This window comes from Agarivorans sp. Z349TD_8, assembly GCF_050870825.2.
Taxonomy (GTDB): domain Bacteria; phylum Pseudomonadota; class Gammaproteobacteria; order Enterobacterales; family Celerinatantimonadaceae; genus Agarivorans.
On record NZ_CP194037.2, the window covers coordinates 4,611,245 to 4,635,024 of the forward strand.

The following is a 23,780-nucleotide window of genomic DNA, read 5'->3' on the forward strand; positions in this document are numbered from 1 at the left end:
TCCCAACTCCAGTCACTAAGGATGTAAAATAATAGCGTCCCAGCTAGCTAATTGAGCAGCATCCATATCTTGCTCACTAAATTGCACTTGCCGAAGCATCATAAAACGACAGATTTCATTAATTTGACCAAAGGCCAAAGCGTATAACAACTCTCCAGGTAAAGGTTTAAAGTAGCCTTGTTCGACACCTGAACTTAAAAAATGTTTTACCGGCTGAAACAAATCTTCAACCAATTGTTGATGACGATGACCCCTGGGTAAGGTCTCTAAGTGAACCCATAAACGATGTATCGTTGGATTCAGCTTATGATAATTTAGCGCATTTCGCCAAAGACGACGATGCTGACCCAGCAAGTCAGACTCATCTTCAACCCCCGCAACAAAAGCTTCGGCATACAAACGTAAGTTACGTTCATGCAGTTCAGCCATCAGGGTTTCTTTATTTTTGAAGTATAAATAAATCGTTCCGGTAGCCACCCCCGCCTGCTTTGCCACGCGATGGATAGAACAAGCGTCAACCCCAGAGCGACTAATTAAGACGCCAGCTGCGCTCAAAATACGCACACGTTTATCACTAGTCATAAAATGAACACTGATTCATAAAGTCGAAAAGTATAAAACAATGAACAATTTAATCAATGAATATGTGTTCAGTTCACAGTTTTTTCGTTCTCAATTCTAAAAACCACACGAACAGCAGCATAGATTGCCTTACGTCAATCAGCTAAAATAGTCGGCCAATTATTGAAGGACCTCCTTGTGAAGTTAAACCCCGCTCAATCAAAAGCTGTCAGTTATGTCTCGGGCCCCTGTTTAGTATTAGCTGGCGCAGGTAGCGGAAAAACACGAGTCATTACCAACAAAATTGCCCATTTAATTCAAAACTGTGGCTATAAGCCGAAACACATTGCAGCGGTGACATTCACCAATAAAGCGGCGAGAGAGATGAAGGAGCGAGTGGGACAGACCCTAGGACGCAAAGAAAGCCGCGGCTTACGAGTGTCGACTTTTCATACCTTAGGTTTAGATATTATTCGTCGTGAATATAAAAGTTTAAAACTAAAACCCAACTTCTCGCTATTTGATGACCAAGACCAAATGTCTTTACTCAAAGAGTTAACGGAACAACAGCTAGAAGGCGATAAAGATTTACTTAAACAGCTGATTACCAGCATTTCCAACTGGAAAAATGACCTCATTTTGCCCACTCAGGCGCTACGCCACGCGCAAGGCGAACAACAGCAATTATTTGCCAGTCTATATGAAGCTTACCAACGCCAACTCACCGCTTATAATGCCTTGGATTTTGATGACTTAATTTTAATGCCAACTCTGCTACTCACCCACGATTCGGCAGTTCGCCAACGTTGGCAAGACAGCATTCAATACCTACTGGTAGATGAGTACCAAGATACCAATACCAGCCAGTATCAACTGGTCAAGCTACTCGCCGGCAGCCGGGCTTGTTTTACCGTGGTTGGAGATGATGACCAGAGCATTTATTCTTGGCGCGGTGCACAACCGAAAAACTTGATGCAACTGCAAACCGACTTCCCGGCATTACAGGTCATCAAGTTAGAGCAAAACTATCGTTCAACTCAGCGGATCCTAAAATGTGCCAATATTCTGATCGAAAATAACGAACATATATTTGATAAAACCTTATTCTCCGAACTCGATTATGGTGAAGCGGTCAAAATATTGTTCGCCAAGAACGAAGAGCAAGAAGCTGAGCGTGTGGTCGCCGAATTAATCGGCCATCGCTTTATGAATGGTGCCAGCCATAAAGACTACGCGATTCTCTATCGAGGCAATCACCAGTCACGCTTATTAGAAAAGGTTCTGATGAACAACCGCGTGCCCTACAAAATTAGTGGTGGCACGTCATTTTTCTCTCGCGCCGAAATCAAAGATATCATGGCCTACCTACGCGTTTTAGTAAATCAGGAGGATGACAATGCCTTGCTGCGAGTGATTAATACCCCCCGCCGTGAAATTGGCCCAAGCACCTTGGAAAAAGTAGGCAGCTTTGCCAACCAGCAACAAATCAGTTTGTTTGCTGCAGCAAAACATTCTGAAATGGAAGGCATTTTACCCACCCGAGCACTCAAATCTGTCGGCCAGTTCAGCCACTGGTTACTCAGCCTCGCACAGCGGGTAGAACAGGGAGATGCACTGCAAGCGGTGCGTGATTTAATCCGTGATATTCACTACGAAGACTTCCTTTACGAAACCAGTCCCAGCCCTAAAGCCGCAGAAATGCGGATGAAAAACGTGTCTGAGCTGTTTCGCTGGGTGAGCGGAATGTTAGAAGGAGATGACGACAACGAGGCGATGAACCTGCCGCAAGTTGTGAATCGCTTAATGTTACGAGACATGATGGAACGAGGCGAAGACGATGAAGAAAGTGATCAAGTGCAATTGATGACCTTACATGCCTCAAAAGGTTTGGAATTTCCTTATGTTTACTTAATCGGAATGGAAGAAGGTCTGCTCCCCCACCAAAGCAGTATCGATGAGGAAAATGTTGATGAAGAGCGGCGCCTAGCTTATGTGGGGATCACTCGAGCGCAACGAGAACTCACCTTTACCTTAACCAAAGAACGCCGTCAGTTTGGTGAATTAATTAAGCCTGAGCCAAGCCGCTTTCTCTATGAATTACCTCAAAACGATCTCATTTGGGAACAAAGACGCCAAAAAGAAAGTATAGAGCAACGCCAAGAAAAAGGCTCAATTGGTATTGCGGCACTTCGTGCAGCGCTCAACAAAGATAAATAAATCTTTATTTTTTAATCAATTAAAGGTCACTTATTGGACAAACCTCAAGCCTAAATTAGGTCGTAGATGTGATCCCAAGCGAATAATTTCGGCTGCTAGTGGAAGTTCTGTGACCGAAAAGGTTTTCATCTCTAAATTTTACCTTACTTGCTTCTGCGATCGGCATAGACTCAGCAAATTAGGATCAATGGATGTGAGGTCAATACGATGAACCCACTCGTGAAGCAACGCCAACAGACGCAGTTAAACTTTCAGCAGGGTGAAGCAAACATTATTGTTGGGCAAGCAGAGGCCTGCCCATTGCCCGTCGAAGAGTTAGCAAGCTTAAGGCTTGATTCCCCCTATGTCGTCGAAACCTTTGAAGACGGCTTAACCGCCATTGTGCTCCACTTGTATATTCATGGCCGTCACTACAATCTAAAGCGAAAGCGAGCGCAGGCTTTAGTGCATAATGTGGATGGTGAAACTTCATTTTTAAATGAAGTGCAACGCCGCCGAGATATCCAAGCCTTAAAAGATTCCCCCCGAACCGCTAAAGCTTTTGCACCTCTGGTAACTACGCTCTACGCAAATTATCGGCTAGGATTCATTTTATCACCGTGGATCGACGGTAAACCTCTCGCCAGTTTTAGCCGGGAGATATTCCGTCAGATATTTGCCACGCTGTTCGCTCTGGAGCAAGCAGGTCTGATGGAATGGGATCTATGCCCAGGGAATATTTTATACGATGGCCGTAATATTCACTTATTCGATTTTGGCTATATGTATGCTTATAACCCCCTCGAACACTACAATAGTGACGGTCTCGCCTCACCCGCTTTTCATGCGGCAGAACGTCTAGAAACCCGTAACGTATTCGGTTACTTATTGCGTTATCAGGATGTGATGAGCCCAGCCGATCAACTGGCGCTATTTCGTGAATTGAAGGAAACCGCTCTCGACAGCTATACCCAAAAGCTCATTTGGCTAAAGCAAAACTACGCACAACCGCTTATTATTCAATGGCAAACTGAAATTATCGAGCGCTGGGAATATGCCTTAGATAACGAACGCTCCTTAAAAAACTTATTTATTAGCGAAAGTTTTCGCTCGCATTGTCTTGATATTGCCGATGACATTCACGGTAAGAGCTGCACGACAATGACCTTAAAGCGGATCGACAAAGTCATTACCATGTTAGCGACGGTGTTTCTGCAACTAGAAAACAACGGTGCCTTACTATTCGATAATGCCACACTCAGCCAAATCGAATTGATCAAAAAATATCAAGCTTATCGGCATTTAGCGAAGCAGTACCAACAGTCATAGCAGATCCAATGAAATGCTCAGCGCTCTGCTGGTTTACTGTTAGTTTTTTTGCAAATTTGCAAATGTTGATTAAAAGCAGCCATAAACCCAGGATGCTCTGCCAACCAAGTGTGACTGATATACACACCGATCGGTATGTATTTCATTAATTTGCTATATAACTTCTGACGAATATGCTGATCCGATAGCTCTTGCTGATATACATCTTCTGGTGCTAATACCGAATCGATACGCCCACGATCTAACATTTCAAACAAAATATGGTAGTTATAACGTGATTTAATATGAGGAAACTGCTGATCTAACAACCAGCGGTGCATCGCCGAACCATGCAATACACCCACCGTTAATTGTCTTATTTGAGCATCATTCATCGTTGGCAAGTGTTCATTGAGACCATATAACATCCGTCTGGCATAGGCAACTGGCTGACTAAACGCCGCCACCGCACTCCTTGCCGAAGTTTCACTTGCGATAAAAAACATGTCCATCAGTCCTAGCTCCAGCTGCTGTTCAGCGCGAGACACTGGACGAACAGTCACCGAATAAGGTTGATTGAGAGAATTTAAAGTGCAATAAACCAAATCGACAGATGAACCACTAAGCCGTTGGTCTTCCAACACAGTGTAAGGGGGTAATACATGGGTGACCACCCGTAATTCATCAGCCAACAAGCAAGGGGTTAGATTCAAAAGAATAAGACTGAGCCATAACCGCAGCCAAACATAAAATTGCAAACAGCCTCCAATCTAAATCCAACAGGTCGTGGTTAAACTATAGTCAAGTCCCAGCAAACAACTAAATCTTGGCAGTCAAGTTATCTTTTCTGGCTGTCTACCCGTCGTTTAATACACAAGCGACAATTGGAGCAATTCGCTGCAGATTTTCTACAGCGAAGCCCACAATGAAAGCCAGCCAGCAACTGACCCTTTGTATTGAATGCGTGACTCAATTAACAATTCGCTAAAATTTGCTGACGAGTTAATAGATAAGTGACTATTTTTAATACATAAATTATTATTGCAGGCCATCATTGCATGAAGAAAGTGACTGAAACTGAGTTGATCCGAGCCGCTAACCGTCGAGATATTTTGCGGACACTTCGCCAACATCAGGAACTAGCAAGAGTTGATATAGGTTCTTACAGTAAGCTAAGTCCAGCGACCATCACCGCCATCACTGCCGAATTACTTCAACAAGGTTTACTCAGCGAACAAAGAAGCGAATTAGATCCATCCGCAAGCCGGGGTCGCCCCAAAGTTAAACTAAAAATTGTAAGTGATGCTGCTTTTTATATTGGTCTTAAGCTATCCATCAATGAAGTCCGACTATTCCTCGGTGACGCAACTGGAAAAATTGTGGGGCAAACAAAGTTGAATCCAGCCACTCTAGAATTCAATCAAATACAACTTCTTAACTGGTTGCATGATGTGGTTGAAGACTTCATTCAACAACAAGGTCTCGACCGCAGTAAGATCCGTGGACTCGGCATTGCTCAGCAAGGCGTCGTAAGAAGTGATGCTCGGGGAATTTTATGGAGCCCAGCGGTATGTGGTGAACATCCACAACTACTCGATCAACTCGAACAACGCTTGGAACTCCCTGTTTTTATGGCAAATGACGCCTATTGCTTAGCCGTTGCCATCAAGAATCAAGAGCAATACCGAGCAACAGATAACTTAGTTGCTATTCAACTCGGCTACGGGGTTGGCATGGGACTAATTGTGAACAATCCAAGCTATCAACCATCGATGATCGCTTCAACGGAATTTGGCCACACCAAATTCAGTCTCAATGGGCCACAATGCCGTTGCGGTAAACGCGGCTGTATCGAGGCTTACCTAGGCGATTACGCCATCTATCGAGATGCTTGCGCTATCTATAAATTACCACAAGATGATTTACTCCATCCTAGCGAACAACAAATGCAGCATTTAAATCAGTTAGCCAGCAATCCCAATGAGCCCATGACCCAAATATTTAATCAAGCAGGCATGGTGTTAGGTCTAGGTTTAGCCAATATCATGGCGCTATTTAACCCACAGAAAATTGTTATCTCTGGCCCTGGAATCAGAGCATTTAGCCACATGCAAAGCGCCATGAATAACACTTTAGAAGCCAGTGTATTGCCTTATCATCATGTTGAAAACGTGGTTGAAACTTGCAATTGGAATGAAGACTTATCGGGGCTAGGGATCATTGCCATCATTCAGCAACACACCGACTAATCCCGCTCACCGAGCAAGCCATAAGAGGAAGCCCTGCTTCCTCCTGGTTTCTGGTTTAAGTCTTAGCAAAAATCCACTGACTCGCGTAATGGCCAAACAACATGCTGGCAATAAACCAATAAATCATCATATCTCCACGTAACAGACCCGCGACAGCAGGACCCGGACAGATACCAACCATGCCCCAGCCAATACCAAATAACACGGAGCCTACAACCAGACGCCCAGTAATCGCTTGTTTAACCGATACACAGCGATACTCATCGCCATTTATAGCCAGCCGGCGAGGCTTGATAATTAAATGGTAAAAAGGAATGAAGACCAGCAAAGCACCGCCAATCACAAAGGCTAAACTCGGATCCCAAGCGCCAAATATATCTAAAAAATTAAGCACCTTATTCGGGTCAACCATTTGCGATATATTCATCCCCAGACCAAATAATAAACCGGTGACTAAACCCACGATAACTTTATACATGGACGAGTCCAAAATGGGCATTCAAGCCCACCACCAACACCGCAGTAAACATAAATATCGATGTGGCTAAAATAGACCGAGTGGAAAATCGGCCAATCCCACAGATCCCATGGCCACTTGTACAGCCATTAGCCAATTGTGTCCCCACGCCCACCGCCAAGCCAGCGATAATGGTCCAAGCCAAGGAATAATTAGGCAGCATCGGTAAACTCACCCCCAATGGCTGGGTAATCAACACGCTGACTGCCATCGCTGCAATGAAAGCAACCCGCCATGGCCATTCACTCTTAGCCGCGCCCAAAATGCCACCTAATACACCGCTAATCCCTGCAGTTCTACCCGTCAACAGTAATAACAAAGACGCAGACAGGCCCAATAACATGCCCCCCAACAGGGCGCTCCAAGGGGTAAAGTGACTCATAAATAACTCCAAGAAAAGAATAGAAAATGATGGCTGTAGGTGGGCTGTTAAAAATTAACCGCAGAAATTTTGTCGTAAACTACTAAGTAACTGCTTAATCCGAGGATCGGCTAAAGAGTAATAAACATTTTGAGACTCTTTACGCACCGACACCAACTGACTTTCTCTTAATACCTTTAAATGTTGAGAAAACGCAGACTGACTATTTTGACTATATTGGCGTAGTTCTGTCACCCCCATTTCACCATCACTAAGCAAACAAAGTACGACTAGGCGATCGGGATGAGCAATAGTTTTAAGCAACTCACTGACTAATAAAACATTGTTACGTAGCGCCAATACATCTTGCATAGTTCCCCCTATCAACATGGCGAAATTATACAAAACCACCTTGTTTAGTCAAATCTAATTTAGAATATTTTAATTTAGACCATTGCGAATTAGATAAAGCTAATATAAAGTTACTACAGTTTTTCAGGAGGTCGATTATGTCTTTAGAAAATGTGGTTCGGATTTTTGCTGGCAGTATGGTGTTGTGCTCACTGCTATTAACTTACTGGGTTCATCCTAACTTTGTTTGGTTTACCGTATTCATCGGAGTGAACCTAATCCAAAGTGCAGTGACTGGCTTTTGCCCAGCGGCAATGGTGTTTAAACGTCTAGGTTTTAAATAAACGGCGTTTGATATTTATCAATTTAGTCTTGAGTTTCAAGAGCGGTATTTGCCGATACCGCTATAGTTTAATTTTTGGAGAGAGTTATGCGTAAGATTGTTATTGTGGGGGGAGTTGCAGGCGGCGCTTCAGCTGCAGCGAGGGCGCGGCGTTTAAGTGAAAGCGCTGAAATTATTATGTTGGAACGCGGCCCCTATATTTCTTTTGCAAACTGTGGCCTGCCCTATCATATTGGTGGCGACATCGAACAACGTGATGCGCTGTTATTGCAAACTCCCGCAAGCTTTAAAGCCCGCTTCAATGTTGATGTCAGAGTGATGCATGAAGTACTGAGCATTGACCGAGAACACAAAACGGTAACGATCCGCGACTTACTGACTCAGCAAGATTACCAAGAAAGTTACGATGCTCTGGTGCTTAGCCCAGGAGCCGCACCAATTGTCCCCCCATTACCCGGTATTGATAATCAGCGCACCTTTTCACTGCGCAATATTCCTGATATGGACAAAATCATCGCCAGTATCGATATCAATCAACCCAAACATGCCACCGTAGTTGGCGGTGGCTTTATTGGCATAGAAATGGCTGAAGCATTGGTGCAACGTGGAATCAATACCAGCCTGATTGAACTTTCTTCTCAGATCATGGCACCGGTCGACCCAGAAATGGCCAGCCCACTTCACCAAGAGCTACGCCATCACGGTGTTGATTTACATTTAGGCGTCGCCTTAGAAGCGGTATTCCCCCCCGCTGCGGAACAAAAAGAAGAGCTGGCAAACCTCAATTCCGACGCGCTTTCTTTGCGCCTCAGCAATGGTGAGATGCTCGAAACAGAACTCCTCATCATGGCTATCGGGGTAAAACCAGAAACGAGCTTAGCCAAGCTTGCAGGGCTTGAGTTAGGAAAACTCGGCGGGATTCAAGTGAATAGCCAACTACAAACTTCCGACCCATCTATTTATGCGGTGGGGGATGCCATAGAAGACCCTGAATTTGTCACCGGAGATGCCGCATTAATCCCACTTGCGGGGCCAGCGAATCGTCAAGGACGAATGGTTGCAAATAACATCTTTGGTGCCAACGAGCACTACCAACGCAGCCAGGGTACGGCTATCTGTAAAGTCTTCGATTTAGCCGTAGCTTCCACCGGCTTAAATGAAAAAAACTTGCAAGCTAAGGGGCTTGAGTATCAAAAAGTATACCTGCACGCAGCAAGCCACGCCGGCTATTATCCGGGCGCTCAGCCAATAAATTTAAAACTATTATTTCATCCTCAAAGTGGCTTGATCTATGGCGCACAAGCGATAGGTAAAGAGGGAGTCGACAAGCGAATTGATATCCTTGCGGTCGCCCAGCGAGCCGGTATGACCGTCTTCGACTTACAACACCTTGAGCTAACTTATGCGCCACCTTTTGGCAGCGCGAAGGATATCATTAACCAAGCAGGCTTTGTCGCAGCGAATAGTATTGAAGGGCATACCCACCTGTGTCATAGCGCTGAAATCAATCAAGCCTCCGAGCAACAACTTATCTTAGACGTGCGCAATCCCAACGAATTAGAGCAACTCGGTAGGATCCCCGGAGCAATCAACATTCCAGTGGATCAACTTCGTGAACGCATTGATGAGCTCCCTAAAGACAAGGAAATACTCATTTATTGCATGGTTGGTTTACGTGGCAACGTTGCCTATCGCCAGTTAGCCAATCTTGGTTTTAAGGCCAAAAATCTTACCGGAGGCTATAAAACTTGGCTCGCAGAGCAAGCTTGTCTTTAGCAGACTAGGACTACGGCGCTAGTACTAGCGCCTTTTTACAAGGGAGATGTCAGATGCAAAGCTTAGCCACTGTTTTTTTCACTGGACTGCTAACGTTTGCAGCCAACACGGTTGATGCCGCCCCTGCAGACCTAGAAACGGTTACGGTCAGCTCGGCAATGACCCCCATTCATGTTGAACTCGACGCGGTCATCGAAGCTGTCGATGCGGCAACCTTAGCTGCACAGACCTCGGGGCGAGTATTAAGCCTTTATTATGATGTGAATGATTTTGTCGAGAAAGACGCCATCATTCTCGAAATCACCAGCACTCAGCAATCGGCCGCCTACGCCGCGGCAAACGCCCAACTCAGCAGTGCCATTGCGCAAAACAACGAAGCGCAACGCCAATGGTTACGCCTGCAAAAGCTCTATCCCCAAGGCGCGGTCTCTAAGGGTCAACTGGATCTGGCCGAAACAGAGGCAAAGGCAGCAACCAGTGCAGTAAAAGCCGCCAAGGCCGCCCTAGTACAAGCAAAAGAAACGCTTGATTACACCGTTGTTAAAGCACCTTTCTCTGGCGTTGTAACCGAACGCCATGTGCAATTGGGTGAGACCATTTCACAAGGCCAGGCACTTTATTCTGGCTACTCACTCGAACATATGCGTGCGGTGGCCAATGTGCCACAGCGTTATTTAGATGTGATTAATAATCAAACTTTGTTCTCGCTGATTATCGATGGCCAAAATCCGATACAGTCCAAGGACTTTATTCTGTTTAGCCACGCCGATCAACAATCTCACACTTTCAAGATCCGGCTTAATCTGCCCACTGAACGCGCCAACATTTATCCCGGTAGCTGGGCGAAATTGAGTTTTAGTTACGGCTGGCGAGAGCAAATCTGGATCCCTCAGTCTGCGGTATTACAGCTCAATGAACTCAGTGCGGTCTATTTAAAAACTGCCAAGGGCTTTAGCCTGAACCAAGTTCGCCTTGGAGAACGCAAACAACAACAGGTACAAGTGCTTTCTGGCTTACAAGAAAATGACCAAATCGCACTATCGGCTTACCAAGCGATGTTAGATGGGGAGCAGTAGTCATGGGAATTGCAGGACGCATTGGCGAGCGCTTCTTAAACTCACCGATTACCCCTTTATTAGCCTTAATTGGTCTATTACTTGGGATATTTTCGGTACTGATCACCCCCAAAGAAGAAGAACCACAAATTGATGTGACCTTTGCTGATGTCTATATTCCCTTCCCCGGTGCAAGTCCCAAAGAAGTCGAGAATTTAGTTACGCTACCAGCAGAAAAAATCATCTCCGAGCTGAATGGTATCGATACTCTGTATTCATTCTCACAACCCAATGGTGCGATGATTATTGTGGTGTTTGATGTCGGTGTAAAACGCAATGACGCCATCGTAAACTTATACAACCAAATCTATGCAAACTTAGACAAGCTCCCCAGTGGTGCGGGCGTCGGACAACCCTTAATTAAACCCAGAGCAATTGACGATGTGCCCATCGTAAGCCTGTCCTTATGGGACGAGAGTCTCACACTGAGTCCCTTCGACCTAACTAAAATCGCCCGCACTTTAGAAACTGAATTAAAACGGATCCCCGGCACCAAAGATGTCTATACCTTAGGTGAGCAAGCGATGGTCGCTTCAGTCCGAGTTGATCCAGTGAAACTCAACGCCTATGGGGTCGAATTTGACCAGATCGCCCTGCAGTTACAAAGCAATAACCAACAATCAGGATTAGCCGATCTGATCCAAGATAACCGAGTCATCAAGGTGCAAAGCGGGCAATTCTTACGATCCGCCAGCGAATTAGAGAACTTGGTGATAGCAACCCACAATCAAAAACCGGTATTCTTGGCTGACGTTGCCAGCATCAAGGTTGGAGCTGAATTACCCAGTCAAAGCGTGTGGCTGGTCAACCAGCAAGGTAAATTTCCTTCCGTCACGATTGCTATCGCCAAACAAGCGGGTGAAAACGCGGTACAACTGGCGGAACGTATCGAACAACGGCTAAGCCAACTGGATAATGTACTCATTCCACATCAGGTGAAACACCAACTGAGCCGTAATTATGGCGCCACTGCCGCTGACAAAGCCAATACCCTGATTGGCAAACTGGTGTTTGCCACAATCGCCGTTGTACTGTTGGTGCTGCTGGCCATGGGCTGGCGAGAAGCTATTGTGGTGGGGATCGCGATTGTCATCACCCTCGCGATGACTTTATTTGCTTCCTGGGCTTGGGGCTTTACCCTTAATCGAGTCTCTCTCTTTGCACTGATTTTTTCCATCGGCATTCTAGTCGATGACGCAATTGTGGTGGTCGAAAACATCCACCGACATATGCGGCTGGCAGCCAAGCATGCCGAACCCGCCAAGCTAAGCCAAATTATCCCTCAAGCGGTAGATGAAGTGGGGGGGCCAACTATTTTGGCAACGTTTACCGTGATTGCCGCACTGCTTCCGATGGCCTTTGTTTCCGGTTTGATGGGGCCCTACATGAGCCCCATTCCAATTAATGCCAGCCTTGGCATGTTAATCTCTTTGTCGGTGGCCTTTATCCTGTCACCTTGGCTAAGCGCTAAACTACTCAAAAATACCCCTGATCATCCAGCCGAATCGAGCCAAGGCTCGAAATTACACCGTTTATTCGAACAACTAATGCGGCCGTTTCTAGACCCTCACCGAGGCGGCAAGAACCGGATCTGGTTGTGGTTAGTCGTACTATTGATGATTATTGCCGCCGTCGCCTTACCCATTAATAAATTGGTGGTTATGAAAATGCTTCCCTTCGACAACAAGTCAGAGTTTCAGGTGATGGTTGATCTACCTGAAGGGCGCAGTTTAGAGCAAAATCAAAGACTTCTCTTTGAGCTGAGCGATTACTTGCTCACCATCCCCGAAGTTGCTGACTTACAACTATATGCCGGCACCACCGCCCCGATTAACTTCAATGGCTTAGTCCGTCACTACTATACACGCAGTAGCCAAGAGCTCGGTGATATCCAGGTAAACTTAGTTGATAAAGCCCATCGGCAACGTGATAGTCACAGTATTGCCAGTTCGGTGCGACAACAACTGCAAGCGATCGGCGCCCCCTATCAGGCCAACATCAAAATCGTTGAAGTCCCGCCAGGGCCACCAGTTTGGTCACCAATTGTGGCAGAGGTCTATGGCCCCAGCGATGAAATACGCCAACAAGCCGCAAGTGCTTTAATGCAGCATTTTCATCATACCAACGACATCGTTGATATCGACATCATGCAACCCAGCCCACAAACTCAATGGCGAATTACGATTGATCGTAGTAAGAGTGCTCAGCTTGGGATTAGCTATGGGAACATTGTTACCCTCATTACCACCGCGATTGGCGGAAAAGATGTCAGCTTCTTACATCGAGAACAACAACTCTATCCGGTCCCGATCCGCTTACAGCTGGCAGAAAAAGACAAGTTTGATTTAGAGCAGCTGCTCAATTTACGACTGCATAACCCACAAGGCGATGCGATCCCCCTGAGTGAATTGGTAAGCATCAATCAAGGCAGCACTAACCTGCCGATTATGCATAAAAACGCCATTCCTATGATTATGGTCGTTGCCGACATGGCTGGTGATTTAGACAGTCCCTTATACGGCATGTTTGAGATGGCCTTCAGTGCCAAAGATGCCGGCTTGCCTTTTGCGCAACACTATATCGACCAACCTGATGGGCTGAGCGAGATTGCCATTTTATGGGATGGTGAATGGAAAATAACCTACGAAACTTTCCGCGACATGGGACTCGCCTATGCGGTGGGGATGATCATGATTTACCTATTAGTGGTTGCCCAGTTTCGTTCTTATTTGGTCCCCTTGATCATCATGGCTCCGATCCCGTTAACCATCATCGGGGTCATGCCGGGACACGCCCTATTAGGCGCCCAGTTCACTGCCACATCGATGATCGGTATGATAGCCCTCGCGGGGATCATTGTGCGTAACTCTATTTTGCTGGTGGATTTTATCAATCAGCAGGCAAGCGCTGGTATACCTTTTTCCAAAGCCGTAATAAGTTCGGGGGCGGTACGAGCCAAACCCATCGTGTTAACCGGACTAGCCGCGATGATCGGGGCTTTATTCATCCTCGATGACCCAATCTTTAATGGCTTAGCCATCAGCCTTATCTTTGGAATTCTGGTTTCTACGCTACTGACCTTAGTGGTTATACCAGTATTATATTTTGCCTTAATGCGTAAGCACTATCCTCAAGGATAATCACAATCCGTGGATGCCCGCTATCGCCTGCTTACAATCTTAAGATCGGGCCTATCTGGATCTGCAAAGGTGGGCCTGTTTCATTCATCCTGCAGTGTACGGCAATGATGCACGGACGCCACCGAAGCGCGGAGCCTGACTCGCTTCGCTCTCACAAAGCCCTATGTGGTGCCGCTAAGAGTCCCTCACCGCGCCCAGCATAAAAAAGCCCGGCACAAGCCGGGCACAATCGAGACGCATGAATAAATGAAGGTTTGCTATGCGGTTAGTACAATCGTTTTACCGCCACGATTAAAGGTAACCCGCAAGCAAATTAGTCGCTGCAATTGCTTGACGCAACCCAGCTTCCAGAGGCGTAACAAAGCGCATCACCATCGGTACTCAAGTCACTACTTTGATTGGCGCCATTATCACTAAAAATCACATTTAAATGACTCAAGGGGGTGCCAAAATCATAACAATAGTAATTCCCTTTTTGCTGCATCGCAGTACCAGGCCATTGGGCATCGTTCACAACCGTTTCAGCTTGAACTGACCAGTAATAAATGCTTGGATTAGTAAAGCCAACTTGGTTGTCATAACACACTTCACTGCCACCCACCGGCTGATCCGTGACGATAAAACCACAGTCGGTCAAACTCTTCCATTGTCCGCCTTGGTAACAGCTGGCACCTGCTACGGTTAAATCGGCAGTTTGCTTAGCACCATTATCACTAAAGATAACATTCACACGACTGAGGCTTGCCCCAAGATCATGACAGTAAAAACTACCATTTTTCTGCATGCTCACACCAGGCCAATTGGCATCGGCTAAGCTGCCCAAAGGTTGAGCCCCCCAATAGTAAAGGCTTGGCGAATTAAATTGAGCCGCGTTGTCATAACAAATGGTGCTGGCGGTCACAGGAGTCAGGCAAGCACTTCCGCTACAACCACAATCATCCCCAGTACAAGGCTCAATTTTTGCGCCAACATGGATCGCCGCAGCATTATCGCCACTCACGCTGAAGTGGGCCATTCCACCACTCACGGTAATCACTCCAGGACCTTTCGCATCCGCCGAAACGATACACTCACCGCTCGTCTCATCGAAGTTAGCCTCAATAATATTACAGTAGTCACCGTCCGCCATACCAGTATTCAGATCTTGCTCTAGAGTACCGTCTGCGCGCTTGTTGATCACAACGAAACCTAGGCCGCCGCGACCAAAAGCAATTTGGTCGTTACCATTATCCCACCAATTGGTTAATTGCCACTGTGCCGCAGTGTGGTTACGGAATGCCACCATATTCGCGACACCACGCCACTTATGCTCACAAACCCAGTCCCCACCATCGAAACCACAGGCATTGCCAGTATGCACACCAGTACTTGGTGGACCCGCATCAAAGTCGCCATTAAAGTAATAACCCGACATGATTTTTGGATAACCATAAGGATAAGCAAGGGTGAAAATATTCGCTAAGAAGTAACCATCACCCGCTGTACCATGCCAAATCGGTCCGTTAGGATTATGTCGTTCCTCATCATGATTGGTAACAAAAGTCACGGCGTCAGCACTGGCTAGCTCCATCGAAGACGATAGATTTCTCAACCAGGCAATGTTGCTATTACGAAATGCCGGACCAATTTGGCGCGCAAAGGCAAATTCCGTCACGTTACCATTATAAGTATATTCGGTTGGACGAATCGGCTCGCCACCAGCACCGATCACTTCTTGGAAAAGATATGGATTGCCATTCAGTTTAGATTTTATCGCCGCGATATCTTCCGCAGGGATATGTTTTGCCGCATCAATTCGAAAACCAGCCACCCCCATACTCGTGGCATCATTCATATAATCGGCAATTTTTTGTCGTACGTAATCAGAACTGGTTTTTAAATCATTGAGGCCCACTAGATCACAATACTGTACCTGCCAACGATTGCCATAATCTATTTCGCGAGTACAAGAGTTGAAATCATTGGTGCCATAGGGAACATCGGGGAAATATCGGTCCCATGCTGCCATATGGTTAATCACCGCATCGACATAAATATCGACACCCGAAGCCTTACAGCGTTGTACCATATCTTGAAACTGCTCGCGGTTGCCACTGCGGCTATTGAAGCGATAACTCACTGGCTGATAACGAGCCCACCAAGCGGGATTGTCTACCCCCTCATTTGGTGGGGAGACTTGTACCGCAGCGAAGCCCTTAGGCCCTAAAAAGGTTTCACATTCGGTGGCAACATCTTGCCAACTCCACTCAAACAAATGAACAAAAGCAGTGCGAGGCACTGCCGTGGCGCTAGAGGCATAGCTCAGCGCCGCACCAGCTAGCAAGGCGCTAGTGGCGATTTTACTAAATTTTCTCATTGCTACTTTCCCGTGTAATCTTTGAGCGTCTCTTTAGACTAATGTTTCACCGCCACTCTTTGGTGGTCTATGGTGAGAAGGTAAATAAACCGCAGGAAAGAACCACAAGTAAAATCCAAACTTACCCATCCTTGGCGATATACCTCGACGCTCAATTTACGCCGATTCAGCAAAGCATGCTGTAGTGAAACCGTGATTTGAGCAAACCGTCACAATAAATAATTAACCCGATAGTTACGGCATGAAGCGGATCATATTTTAGTAAAAAATTCTTAATTTTATGAGACGAAATGCGCCACATCAGCTACTGCTAACAAATAAATCACTATGAAAACGTTATCAAGCCAACAGCAAGCTAGGTCAGCATTTTTTAAAGCAGTACAATAGCGTCTACACGCTTTATTTCGGAGACCAAGATGGAAAAGCAGTGGTGGCATTCGGCAGTGGTTTATCAGGTTTACCCTCGTAGTTTTTGTGATAGCAGTGGGGATGGTAATGGTGATCTGCGTGGTATCATCAGCAAACTAGCTTATCTTGAAAAATTAGGGATTAACCTGATTTGGTTATCCCCGGTTTACCTTTCTCCGATGAAAGATAACGGCTACGACATCGCTGACTATCAAGCCATCGATCCCCGTTTTGGCAGCCTAAATGACTTACGAGAATTAATCGCCACTGCACGCCAACATCATATTGGCATCATCATGGACTTGGTTCTTAACCATAGTTCCGACCAACACCACTGGTTCCAACAAGCGAAGCAAAGCCTAGATAACCCTTATCGCGATTATTATATTTGGCGCGATCAGCCTAACTCTCTTCGTTCGATCTTTGGTGGGCCCGCTTGGAACTATGATGCCACCACCGATCAGTACTATTTTCACTTGTTTGCCGATTCTCAGCCCGATTTAAATTGGGAAAATCCTCAGGTAGAGAAAGAAATTCAACAAATGATCAGTTGGTGGGTTGCTCAAGGAGTGGCAGGGTTTCGCTTAGACGTAATCGATCTTATTGGCAAACAGATTGACCAGGGGATCACCGAGAATGGTCCTCGATTGCATCCTTTGTTACAGCAACTACATCAGGCCTGTTTCGCCAATCACAATTTAGTCACCGTTGGAGAAACTTGGGGGGCCACACCTGAAATAGCTAAACGTTACTCTGATCCTGCTCGCGAAGAACTATCGATGGTGTTTCAATTTGAACACGCCGCTTTAGACTGGCATCCACAACATGGTAAATGGCAAACTCAAAAATTTGATCTGGTGGCTTTGAAAAGAGTATTGAGCAAGTGGCAAACCGCCTTTCAAGGCGATGGTTGGAATGCACTGTTCTGGAATAATCACGACCTACCACGCATCGTGAGTCGCTGGGGGAATGACCGACAATATCGCCAACGCAGCGCCAAATTATTTGCCACCTTATTACATGGCATGCAAGGCACGCCCTATATTTATCAAGGTGAAGAAATTGGCATGACCAACGTCCGCTTTGAACATTTGGATGACTACCAAGACATCGAAATCAAAAATAGTTATCAGGAAAAAGTACTTGAACAGCAAAGCTTAAGTCATCAACAATTTATGCAGGGTGTATATGCCAGCGCCCGCGACAACGCAAGAACACCAATGCAATGGGATAATTTACCGCATGCTGGTTTCAGCAAGGTTCAGCCATGGCTTGCCGTGAATCCAAACTATCCAGAAGTGAATGTGAGTAAGGCCTTACAAAACCCTCACTCGGTGTTCTACCACTACCAGCGCCTAATTGCCTTGCGTAAGTCCGCCGACTACGGAGAGATCTTGATATATGGCAGCTTTGAACTACTACTCCCCGAGCATCCACAAGTATTCGCTTACCTGCGACGCTACCAACAACAAGCTTTGTTAGTCGTCACTAACTTAAGTGAACAAGCGGTCGCTGTGAGTCTGGATTATCAGATAAAGGCACTGATTCTAAATAATCTACAACAAGACGAAGCGCAAATTAGTCATTTACAAGGACTCAGCTTAGCGCCTTACCAAGCCTTGTTATACGCCTTGGACACAACTAACTAGGCCACGAATGTCATTCACCGGGGAGAGTGCGCTGAACACCAGCAACACACGGTGAGTGCTCATACTGAAGTCAAGCTTAGCCCGAGTATGTGCTAGGCCGATTCGCTAAGACTGTACTGTTCCGACAAGCGATGGCATAACCATTTATACAAATTAAAAGCAGTTGGGCTATTCACCGTGGGTAACAGCTCCTCATCCAGAAAAGCTTCGCCCTTAAAAGTGAGAACATCGTGATACTGAGTCACGTCACGGACTTCAATACCGGGAATGTAGTCATCATGTTCACGCAACATTTGATTAGCAATATCAATCAAGGCTTGTTTAGTTATCGTTTGTTTGCTCATTACAGTAAGTTTGTTCCGATCCAAAGATAAACCTTAGCATACACACTTGGTCCACTACACCCTAATTTTTAGATCAAAACTTGTGGTGTTTTTCGCACCCTTAACGGTAAATCAGGGCCGCGCTTCGATGACTGTTTTTTTCGGCCGCCACTGCTGGATCAGTAAGCCTGCGATGATCAATAACAAGCCGAGGTAAGTTGCTGGTTCAATTTGTTCTGCCAGAAAATAGGAGATGAAAAACAACGACAGAAACGGCGAAATAAAAATTAAATTACTGATCCGTGCAGTACTGTCAGTCAATTTTAGCGCCAAAACCCAACAAACAAAAGCAACCCCCATCTCAAATAAACCCACATAGGCAGCGCCTAACCAAGCTTTAAAATGCCAGCTGGGTAAACCGTCGCTGAACCAGCAATAAGCGAATACCATTGGTAGGCTAAAACTAAAGGCCACCAATAAACTCGCCACTGCATCACCATGATTGCGAGTATTAATGATCCAATAACCTGCCCATAGCAGGGTGCTGAATAAGGCTAACAATACACCTGCCACGCTATCGAACTGCATCGCTAAAATGTCACCACGAGTGGCAATCACCAATACCCCAAAATAACCTAAAGCCATGGCAAGCAGGTCCTGACGCCGCAATTGCTGCTGCAAAAAAGGCACTGCCAACAAGGCCAAGGTAATCGCCCAAGTATAATTCAGCGATTGAGCCTGCTGAGCGGGGAGCAAGTCGTAAGCCTTAAACAATACCAAGTAATAGGCAAAGGGGTTAATCGCTCCGACCAATAGGAAATACCCCGGGCGCTGGCGCGCATAACGAAAGGCCAAATGTAATTTTTGTTGCCAAAGCAATATCCCAGTCAACAGCAGCATCGAGCTGAAAGAAGCCAATAACACCAGTTGAATCGGACTCAGCCACTGTAACGCCAACTTAAATGCAGTCGCCACCGTTGACCACATCAACACGGCGCTAAGGCCAAATAAGTAAGCTCTAGTCTGGTTTTTCATTTTCGGTTCTATTGCAAGCACTCAAGCCTTCCAGTGTAAGGCCCCCCCGCCGCTATCACAAGCCTCAACGCCATTTCCAATAAACCCCTTGCCAAACCAAAGTGAGCAGCTCTCCCGCGAGCTTACGCCGCGAAACCAATTGGAAGAAATAAAGCACGCTATGAACCAAAGACCAAGCAAGGGTACTGTACCCTTGGCGCTTAATTTGCTAACCTGCGCGGCCTTTTCTATCCGTGAGGCATGTTTTGTGAATCAATCAATCGCCGGTTTCGATTTTGGCACCTCTAACTGTGCTGTCGGTATCATGCAGGGGCAACAAGCCCATTTGGTAAGGTTACCAGCACATGGTCATTACATGCCCTCCACTCTGTTTGCCCCACAATCAGAGATGATTTGCGGTTGGCTCTATCAACAACTGGACGCCCAAGGCCAAGCCGAAGCCTATAAACATGCTCGCTCTCATCAGCTATCTGCCAGCTTACGAGCCTTACGCGAATTAAAACTAGACGGTTACGATGAACATTTAAGTTTTGGCCAACAAGCATTGCATGAATACCTCATCGATCCCGCCGACTGTTATTACGTGCGATCTCCGAAGTCATTCTTAGGCGCCAGTGGCATTCGCGAACGCCAACAACAACAATTTGAAGACATTGCAGCAGCGATGATGTGGCACATCGCCGAGCAAGTGAAGCAAACCGGTTTAGCTAACTTGGAAAAAGTGGTGATTGGTCGACCGGTCAACTTTCAAGGTTTAAATAGTGAGCTAAGCAACCAACAAGCACTCAGCATCTTGCGCAATGCGGCTAAATACGTTGGTTTTAAGCATGTTGAGTTTTTGTATGAGCCAATGGCGGCGGGCCTCAGTTATCAACAACAACTCCACCAAGAGCAACGCGTTTTAGTCATCGATATTGGCGGCGGCACCAGTGATATATCGATGCTCACCATGGGACCAAACTACTTAGCAGAACGCGACCATCAAAGCTTAGTACTGGGATATAACGGCGAACGGATCGGCGGCAATGATTTTGATATCGCACTAAACTTTGAAACACTAATGCCTTGTTTAGGCGCCAAACTTCAATTGGCCAGTGGCCAACCAATGCCGATTAAACCCTTTTGGGATGCCGCTGCGATCAACGATTTCCCCGCGCAGGCTCGCTTCTATCATCAAGACACCAGCTTATTGTTGCAAAGACTACTCAAAGAACCACAACTCGCGCCTTTAAAAGCCTTAGTGCGACTAAGCCAAGGACGCTTAACCTACCAAATGAGCGCCTCGGCAGAGCAAGCCAAAATAGCCCTTAGTGAACAGTCTGAAACCGTGGTCGACCTAGGTTATTTAAGTGAACAACTACAGGCCGAAGTCAGCCAGACAAGCTACCGTCAAGCCGCAGAACGCTTGCTCACTAATATTGCCAAGTTAAGTGATGAAGTACTTGCCCAAGCAGCTTGCCAACCCGAAGTTATTTTCTTAACTGGTGGTAGCGCCAATTCTCCGATGATAAAAGACTTCTTAGCGAAACGTTACCAAGCGCCGCTGATTTGTGGAGATAACTTCGGCAGCGTGACCAGCGGCCTTACCCTGTGGGCTAATCATATTTTTCAGGCCACTTAAAGCAACAACCAACAAGCCGTCGCTTGAATTACAATTGATAAAATTGCGGCGCTAAGGCAACTTGGTTCTTGCCTCGCTGTTTCGCGATATAGAGCGCACTATCGGCACGCACAATCAGCGATTCAGGGCTAGCGTCGTTCTCGGTCAACATCGCTAAACCAATACTAACCGACCAAAAATGATGCTGTCCATTGACCGTGATTGGTGATTGTTCCAGATGTTGACGCACCCGCTGTGCAATCAGCATCGCTGATGATTGAGCAGTATTGGGGAGTAACAGTAGAAACTCTTCGCCTCCCCAGCGAGCCAAAAAGTCACCATCACGTAATACCTTGAGGCTTTCAATAGCAAACATCCGCAATACGTCATCTCCAATGGCATGTCCATACTGATCGTTAATTTGCTTAAAATCATCAATATCTAATATCAAACAGCACAAAGGATTATCGCTGCGCTTACTCATTGCAAATTCAGTCACTAAAACTTGGTTCATCGAGCGTCGATTCATTAAGCCCGTTAGCACATCATGATTCGCCTGAAACTCCAAACGTTGTTGCTGCCGATGTAACTGAGTCACGTCCATCATCACCGACTGCACCGCAGGTTCACCTTCCCAACTGACTAAGCTTTCGCTAATATTTAGCCACACCGAGTCGCCATCTTGTCGCAAATACTCTGTCACTACGGAATGTGATTCCATCTCTCCAAGCAGCAAGCGCTCATGTAATTCAATAGCTTGTTGCTGGTTATCTTCAGGGATCAAGGCTAACAAACTTGGCAGAGCGAGAAGCGGTTCAACATGACTAAATCCCACTAAATCGGCTAGTGCTTGATTGCCATACAGCGGTTTAAAAAAGCGATGAACTAAAATACCTTGCAAGGAAGACTCGACCAACGAACGATAGCGTTGCTCGCTTTGTTGCAGTGCTTGTTTCGCGGCGACTTGCTGGGAAACATCAATTAGCGTAATTTGCAGCGCTGGTGCGCCCTGCCACTGGCAAAGATGATCAATACTAATCACCGAACAGAGCTGGCCAAATCTGTCTCTATTCTGATACCCCGCCACTTTGGGACGCATTTTGCCAGCCATTATCGCCGCGTAATTTTGTAGGGCTTGCTGGCGATCATGTTCGCAAAACAACGTCAGTAACGATGGCAATGCCATCACCTGCGCTGCATTATCATAACCAAACATATGTGCATAATAATCATCAACAAACAACGGAACAAAATCACGATGAATAGCGGTACCATAATTGCCGCAAATATTATTCTGCTTGCGCATAATTCGCTTCATCAGCATGCCATCTATATAGCTTAGTCAGACGGTTTCACTTACTCAAATCAGGCGGTTTAATTTCAACTAATCAAGCCCCAACACCTGCTTAACTTTAGCTTGATTAATATTTGAATGATCCACAAATAGAACCCCTGTATCCCATAACAAAGGCTGATCTTGCAATTCTGGTTGGTGACCTAACATGGCTTGATACGCCGCGTATACTGCGAGATACCCCATAGCAAAAGGCTGTTGTATCACCACCCCATAGATATCTTTATTGACAATCGCGGCATTAATACTTCGATTGGAATCAAAACCGATATGCACCATCGAGCCCTGCCGCTCCAATTGCCGAAGAGAAACCACGGTGGCAAGAGTCGTCAGCTCATTCGGAGTAAAAATGCCCTGCACATCTTGCATATGATTCAGTATCGATAAAGCTTTAAAGCGCGCCGACCCAACTGTGGTCCCAAGATACACATCAACCACGACCTCTAACCCGCCTTTCACTGCCTCATCAATGAACCCTTGCTCTCTCGCCGCGGTCGTCACCACACTTTTATCGAGTCGGAAAAGTGCAACTTTACCTTTCCCCCCCAGCGCTTTCGCCATTTTTCTTCCAGCCAAAGCACCTGCCATATAATTATCGGTTTTAATGATCAACATCGGTGCGCCACCAACATCTCTGTCGATATACACCGTGGCAATATTGATACTTTTTAATAAAGCGACATCCACAGCTCGCTCTGGACTATTTGGAGCTAACACTAAAGCACCACAACCGCGATCTAATACCGTATTAATTAATGCCCCTTGACCTTCAACATTTAGTTCATTATTTGCGCCACGAACATAAACTTCAGTGCCAATTTTTGCGGCCGCACTTCTCGCCCCCCGCTCAACTAATTTCCAAAAATCAGCGCCACCACCAGCGGTCACCACACCGATACATTCGGCCGTAACAGAGCCCATTCCCAGGCAAAGACTGAATAACAGCATACTCGTCAGACTAAAAAATCTACGCATAGACAGGCTTCAACAACGTTAATCGCATAAGTGTAACCTTAGAAAAAACAGTCATAATCAAGCTTATTGTTATCAATGGATTGCCCCTTTTACCTTTAACAATAGTCAAAAAATATGGGTTCGTGCGCTTATCAGCCGCGGCCTCGCCCTTATTAGTTGACTT

The 23,780-nt window shown here is 46.1% G+C and carries 19 protein-coding genes; 9 read left to right on the forward strand and 10 right to left on the reverse strand.

What is annotated here, in order from left to right:
- Window positions 1-15: 15 nt before the first annotated feature.
- A complete protein-coding gene (locus ACRRS1_RS20855) occupies window positions 16-582 on the reverse strand; it encodes a TetR/AcrR family transcriptional regulator (protein WP_432460361.1) in 567 nt (188 codons plus the stop codon).
- Window positions 583-759: 177 nt separating this feature from the next.
- Between ACRRS1_RS20855 and rep the strand changes: the two genes are divergently transcribed.
- Together rep and ACRRS1_RS20865 are read left to right on the forward strand one after the other, a co-directional pair.
- Window positions 760-2,778 carry a DNA helicase Rep gene (rep, locus tag ACRRS1_RS20860; RefSeq protein ID WP_432468804.1) on the forward strand — a complete coding sequence of 673 codons (2,019 nt, stop codon included), beginning with the start codon at window positions 760-762 and terminating at the stop codon, window positions 2,776-2,778.
- 207 nt (window positions 2,779-2,985) lie between these two features.
- Entirely contained in the window at window positions 2,986-4,086 is a 1,101-nt protein-coding gene (locus ACRRS1_RS20865; RefSeq protein WP_432468803.1) for a phosphotransferase, read from the forward strand.
- Window positions 4,087-4,103: 17 nt separating this feature from the next.
- On the opposite strand, the gene ACRRS1_RS20870 is transcribed toward ACRRS1_RS20865, so the two are convergent.
- The gene (locus ACRRS1_RS20870; protein ID WP_432468802.1) at window positions 4,104-4,823 is read right to left on the reverse strand and encodes a substrate-binding periplasmic protein; all 720 of its coding nucleotides are present in this window, start codon (window positions 4,821-4,823) and stop codon (window positions 4,104-4,106) included.
- A 300-nt stretch (window positions 4,824-5,123) separates the two neighbouring features.
- Between ACRRS1_RS20870 and ACRRS1_RS20875 the strand changes: the two genes are divergently transcribed.
- Entirely contained in the window at window positions 5,124-6,314 is a 1,191-nt protein-coding gene (locus tag ACRRS1_RS20875) for an ROK family protein (RefSeq protein WP_432460364.1), read from the forward strand.
- A gap of 55 nt (window positions 6,315-6,369) precedes the next feature.
- Here the strand turns inward: ACRRS1_RS20875 and ACRRS1_RS20880 are convergent, their stop codons facing one another.
- Genes ACRRS1_RS20880 through ACRRS1_RS20890 form a run of 3 tightly spaced genes read right to left on the reverse strand, consistent with a single transcriptional unit; the run spans window position 6,370 to window position 7,564 of the window.
- Window positions 6,370-6,792 (reverse strand): DUF6691 family protein, encoded by a 423-nt coding sequence (locus ACRRS1_RS20880; protein ID WP_432455591.1) that lies wholly within the window; start codon window positions 6,790-6,792, stop codon window positions 6,370-6,372.
- A complete protein-coding gene (locus tag ACRRS1_RS20885) occupies window positions 6,785-7,213 on the reverse strand; it encodes a YeeE/YedE family protein (RefSeq protein WP_432468801.1) in 429 nt (142 codons plus the stop codon). Before ACRRS1_RS20885 ends, ACRRS1_RS20880 begins: the two co-directional genes overlap by 8 nt.
- A 54-nt stretch (window positions 7,214-7,267) precedes the next feature.
- Entirely contained in the window at window positions 7,268-7,564 is a 297-nt protein-coding gene (locus tag ACRRS1_RS20890) for an ArsR/SmtB family transcription factor (RefSeq protein ID WP_432455589.1), read from the reverse strand.
- 137 nt (window positions 7,565-7,701) lie between these two features.
- Here ACRRS1_RS20890 and ACRRS1_RS20895 point away from each other — a divergent pair, with 137 nt between their 5' ends.
- The 4 genes from ACRRS1_RS20895 (at window position 7,702) to ACRRS1_RS20910 (ending at window position 13,917) form a co-directional block, all read left to right on the forward strand.
- Complete coding sequence (locus ACRRS1_RS20895; RefSeq protein WP_432455588.1) at window positions 7,702-7,887, forward strand: YgaP family membrane protein; 186 nt, start codon at window positions 7,702-7,704, stop codon at window positions 7,885-7,887.
- Window positions 7,888-7,973: 86 nt separating this feature from the next.
- On the forward strand, window positions 7,974-9,662 hold the full coding sequence (locus tag ACRRS1_RS20900) for an FAD-dependent oxidoreductase (RefSeq protein ID WP_432463974.1): 1,689 nt from the start codon (window positions 7,974-7,976) through the stop codon (window positions 9,660-9,662).
- 53 nt (window positions 9,663-9,715) lie between these two features.
- A complete protein-coding gene (locus tag ACRRS1_RS20905; RefSeq protein ID WP_432460366.1) occupies window positions 9,716-10,738 on the forward strand; it encodes an efflux RND transporter periplasmic adaptor subunit in 1,023 nt (340 codons plus the stop codon).
- A 2-nt stretch (window positions 10,739-10,740) separates the two neighbouring features.
- Window positions 10,741-13,917, forward strand: coding sequence for an efflux RND transporter permease subunit (locus tag ACRRS1_RS20910; RefSeq protein ID WP_432468800.1), 3,177 nt, complete (start codon window positions 10,741-10,743; stop codon window positions 13,915-13,917).
- 313 nt (window positions 13,918-14,230) lie between these two features.
- Here the strand turns inward: ACRRS1_RS20910 and ACRRS1_RS20915 are convergent, their stop codons facing one another.
- A complete protein-coding gene (locus tag ACRRS1_RS20915) occupies window positions 14,231-16,273 on the reverse strand; it encodes a starch-binding protein (RefSeq protein WP_432468799.1) in 2,043 nt (680 codons plus the stop codon).
- A 416-nt stretch (window positions 16,274-16,689) separates the two neighbouring features.
- Here ACRRS1_RS20915 and ACRRS1_RS20920 point away from each other — a divergent pair, with 416 nt between their 5' ends.
- Window positions 16,690-18,330, forward strand: a complete 1,641-nt coding sequence (locus ACRRS1_RS20920; RefSeq protein ID WP_432455583.1) for a glycoside hydrolase family 13 protein — start codon at window positions 16,690-16,692, stop codon at window positions 18,328-18,330.
- Between the two features lie 92 nt (window positions 18,331-18,422).
- Here ACRRS1_RS20920 and ACRRS1_RS20925 read toward each other — a convergent pair whose 3' ends face one another.
- Both ACRRS1_RS20925 and ACRRS1_RS20930 read right to left on the reverse strand, forming a co-directional pair.
- On the reverse strand, window positions 18,423-18,674 hold the full coding sequence (locus ACRRS1_RS20925; protein ID WP_432455581.1) for a DUF2498 family protein: 252 nt from the start codon (window positions 18,672-18,674) through the stop codon (window positions 18,423-18,425).
- Between the two features lie 111 nt (window positions 18,675-18,785).
- Entirely contained in the window at window positions 18,786-19,688 is a 903-nt protein-coding gene (locus ACRRS1_RS20930; protein ID WP_432468798.1) for a DMT family transporter, read from the reverse strand.
- 247 nt (window positions 19,689-19,935) lie between these two features.
- Here ACRRS1_RS20930 and yegD point away from each other — a divergent pair, with 247 nt between their 5' ends.
- Window positions 19,936-21,309: a molecular chaperone gene (gene yegD, locus ACRRS1_RS20935; RefSeq protein WP_432468797.1), complete on the forward strand. Its 1,374-nt coding sequence runs from the start codon at window positions 19,936-19,938 to the stop codon at window positions 21,307-21,309.
- Between the two features lie 28 nt (window positions 21,310-21,337).
- Here the strand turns inward: yegD and ACRRS1_RS20940 are convergent, their stop codons facing one another.
- Window positions 21,338-22,606: a sensor domain-containing diguanylate cyclase gene (locus ACRRS1_RS20940; RefSeq protein WP_432468796.1), complete on the reverse strand. Its 1,269-nt coding sequence runs from the start codon at window positions 22,604-22,606 to the stop codon at window positions 21,338-21,340.
- Window positions 22,607-22,672: 66 nt separating this feature from the next.
- Window positions 22,673-23,617 (reverse strand): substrate-binding domain-containing protein, encoded by a 945-nt coding sequence (locus tag ACRRS1_RS20945; protein WP_432468795.1) that lies wholly within the window; start codon window positions 23,615-23,617, stop codon window positions 22,673-22,675.
- Between the last annotated feature and the right edge of the window lie 163 nt (window positions 23,618-23,780).

Coding starts and splice junctions, on each gene's coding strand:
- ACRRS1_RS20890 (WP_432455589.1), bottom strand. CDS start 7,564: ATGCAAGATGTATTGGCGCTACGTAACAATGTTTTATTAGTCAGTGAG.
- ACRRS1_RS20880 (WP_432455591.1), bottom strand. CDS start 6,792: ATGTATAAAGTTATCGTGGGTTTAGTCACCGGTTTATTATTTGGTCTG.
- ACRRS1_RS20945 (WP_432468795.1), bottom strand. CDS start 23,617: ATGCGTAGATTTTTTAGTCTGACGAGTATGCTGTTATTCAGTCTTTGC.
- ACRRS1_RS20920 (WP_432455583.1), top strand. CDS start 16,690: ATGGAAAAGCAGTGGTGGCATTCGGCAGTGGTTTATCAGGTTTACCCT.
- ACRRS1_RS20865 (WP_432468803.1), top strand. CDS start 2,986: ATGAACCCACTCGTGAAGCAACGCCAACAGACGCAGTTAAACTTTCAG.
- ACRRS1_RS20905 (WP_432460366.1), top strand. CDS start 9,716: ATGCAAAGCTTAGCCACTGTTTTTTTCACTGGACTGCTAACGTTTGCA.
- ACRRS1_RS20895 (WP_432455588.1), top strand. CDS start 7,702: ATGTCTTTAGAAAATGTGGTTCGGATTTTTGCTGGCAGTATGGTGTTG.
- ACRRS1_RS20925 (WP_432455581.1), bottom strand. CDS start 18,674: ATGAGCAAACAAACGATAACTAAACAAGCCTTGATTGATATTGCTAAT.
- ACRRS1_RS20900 (WP_432463974.1), top strand. CDS start 7,974: ATGCGTAAGATTGTTATTGTGGGGGGAGTTGCAGGCGGCGCTTCAGCT.
- ACRRS1_RS20885 (WP_432468801.1), bottom strand. CDS start 7,213: ATGAGTCACTTTACCCCTTGGAGCGCCCTGTTGGGGGGCATGTTATTG.
- ACRRS1_RS20915 (WP_432468799.1), bottom strand. CDS start 16,273: ATGAGAAAATTTAGTAAAATCGCCACTAGCGCCTTGCTAGCTGGTGCG.
- ACRRS1_RS20940 (WP_432468796.1), bottom strand. CDS start 22,606: ATGAAGCGAATTATGCGCAAGCAGAATAATATTTGCGGCAATTATGGT.
- ACRRS1_RS20930 (WP_432468798.1), bottom strand. CDS start 19,688: ATGAAAAACCAGACTAGAGCTTACTTATTTGGCCTTAGCGCCGTGTTG.
- ACRRS1_RS20910 (WP_432468800.1), top strand. CDS start 10,741: ATGGGAATTGCAGGACGCATTGGCGAGCGCTTCTTAAACTCACCGATT.
- ACRRS1_RS20855 (WP_432460361.1), bottom strand. CDS start 582: ATGACTAGTGATAAACGTGTGCGTATTTTGAGCGCAGCTGGCGTCTTA.
- ACRRS1_RS20875 (WP_432460364.1), top strand. CDS start 5,124: ATGAAGAAAGTGACTGAAACTGAGTTGATCCGAGCCGCTAACCGTCGA.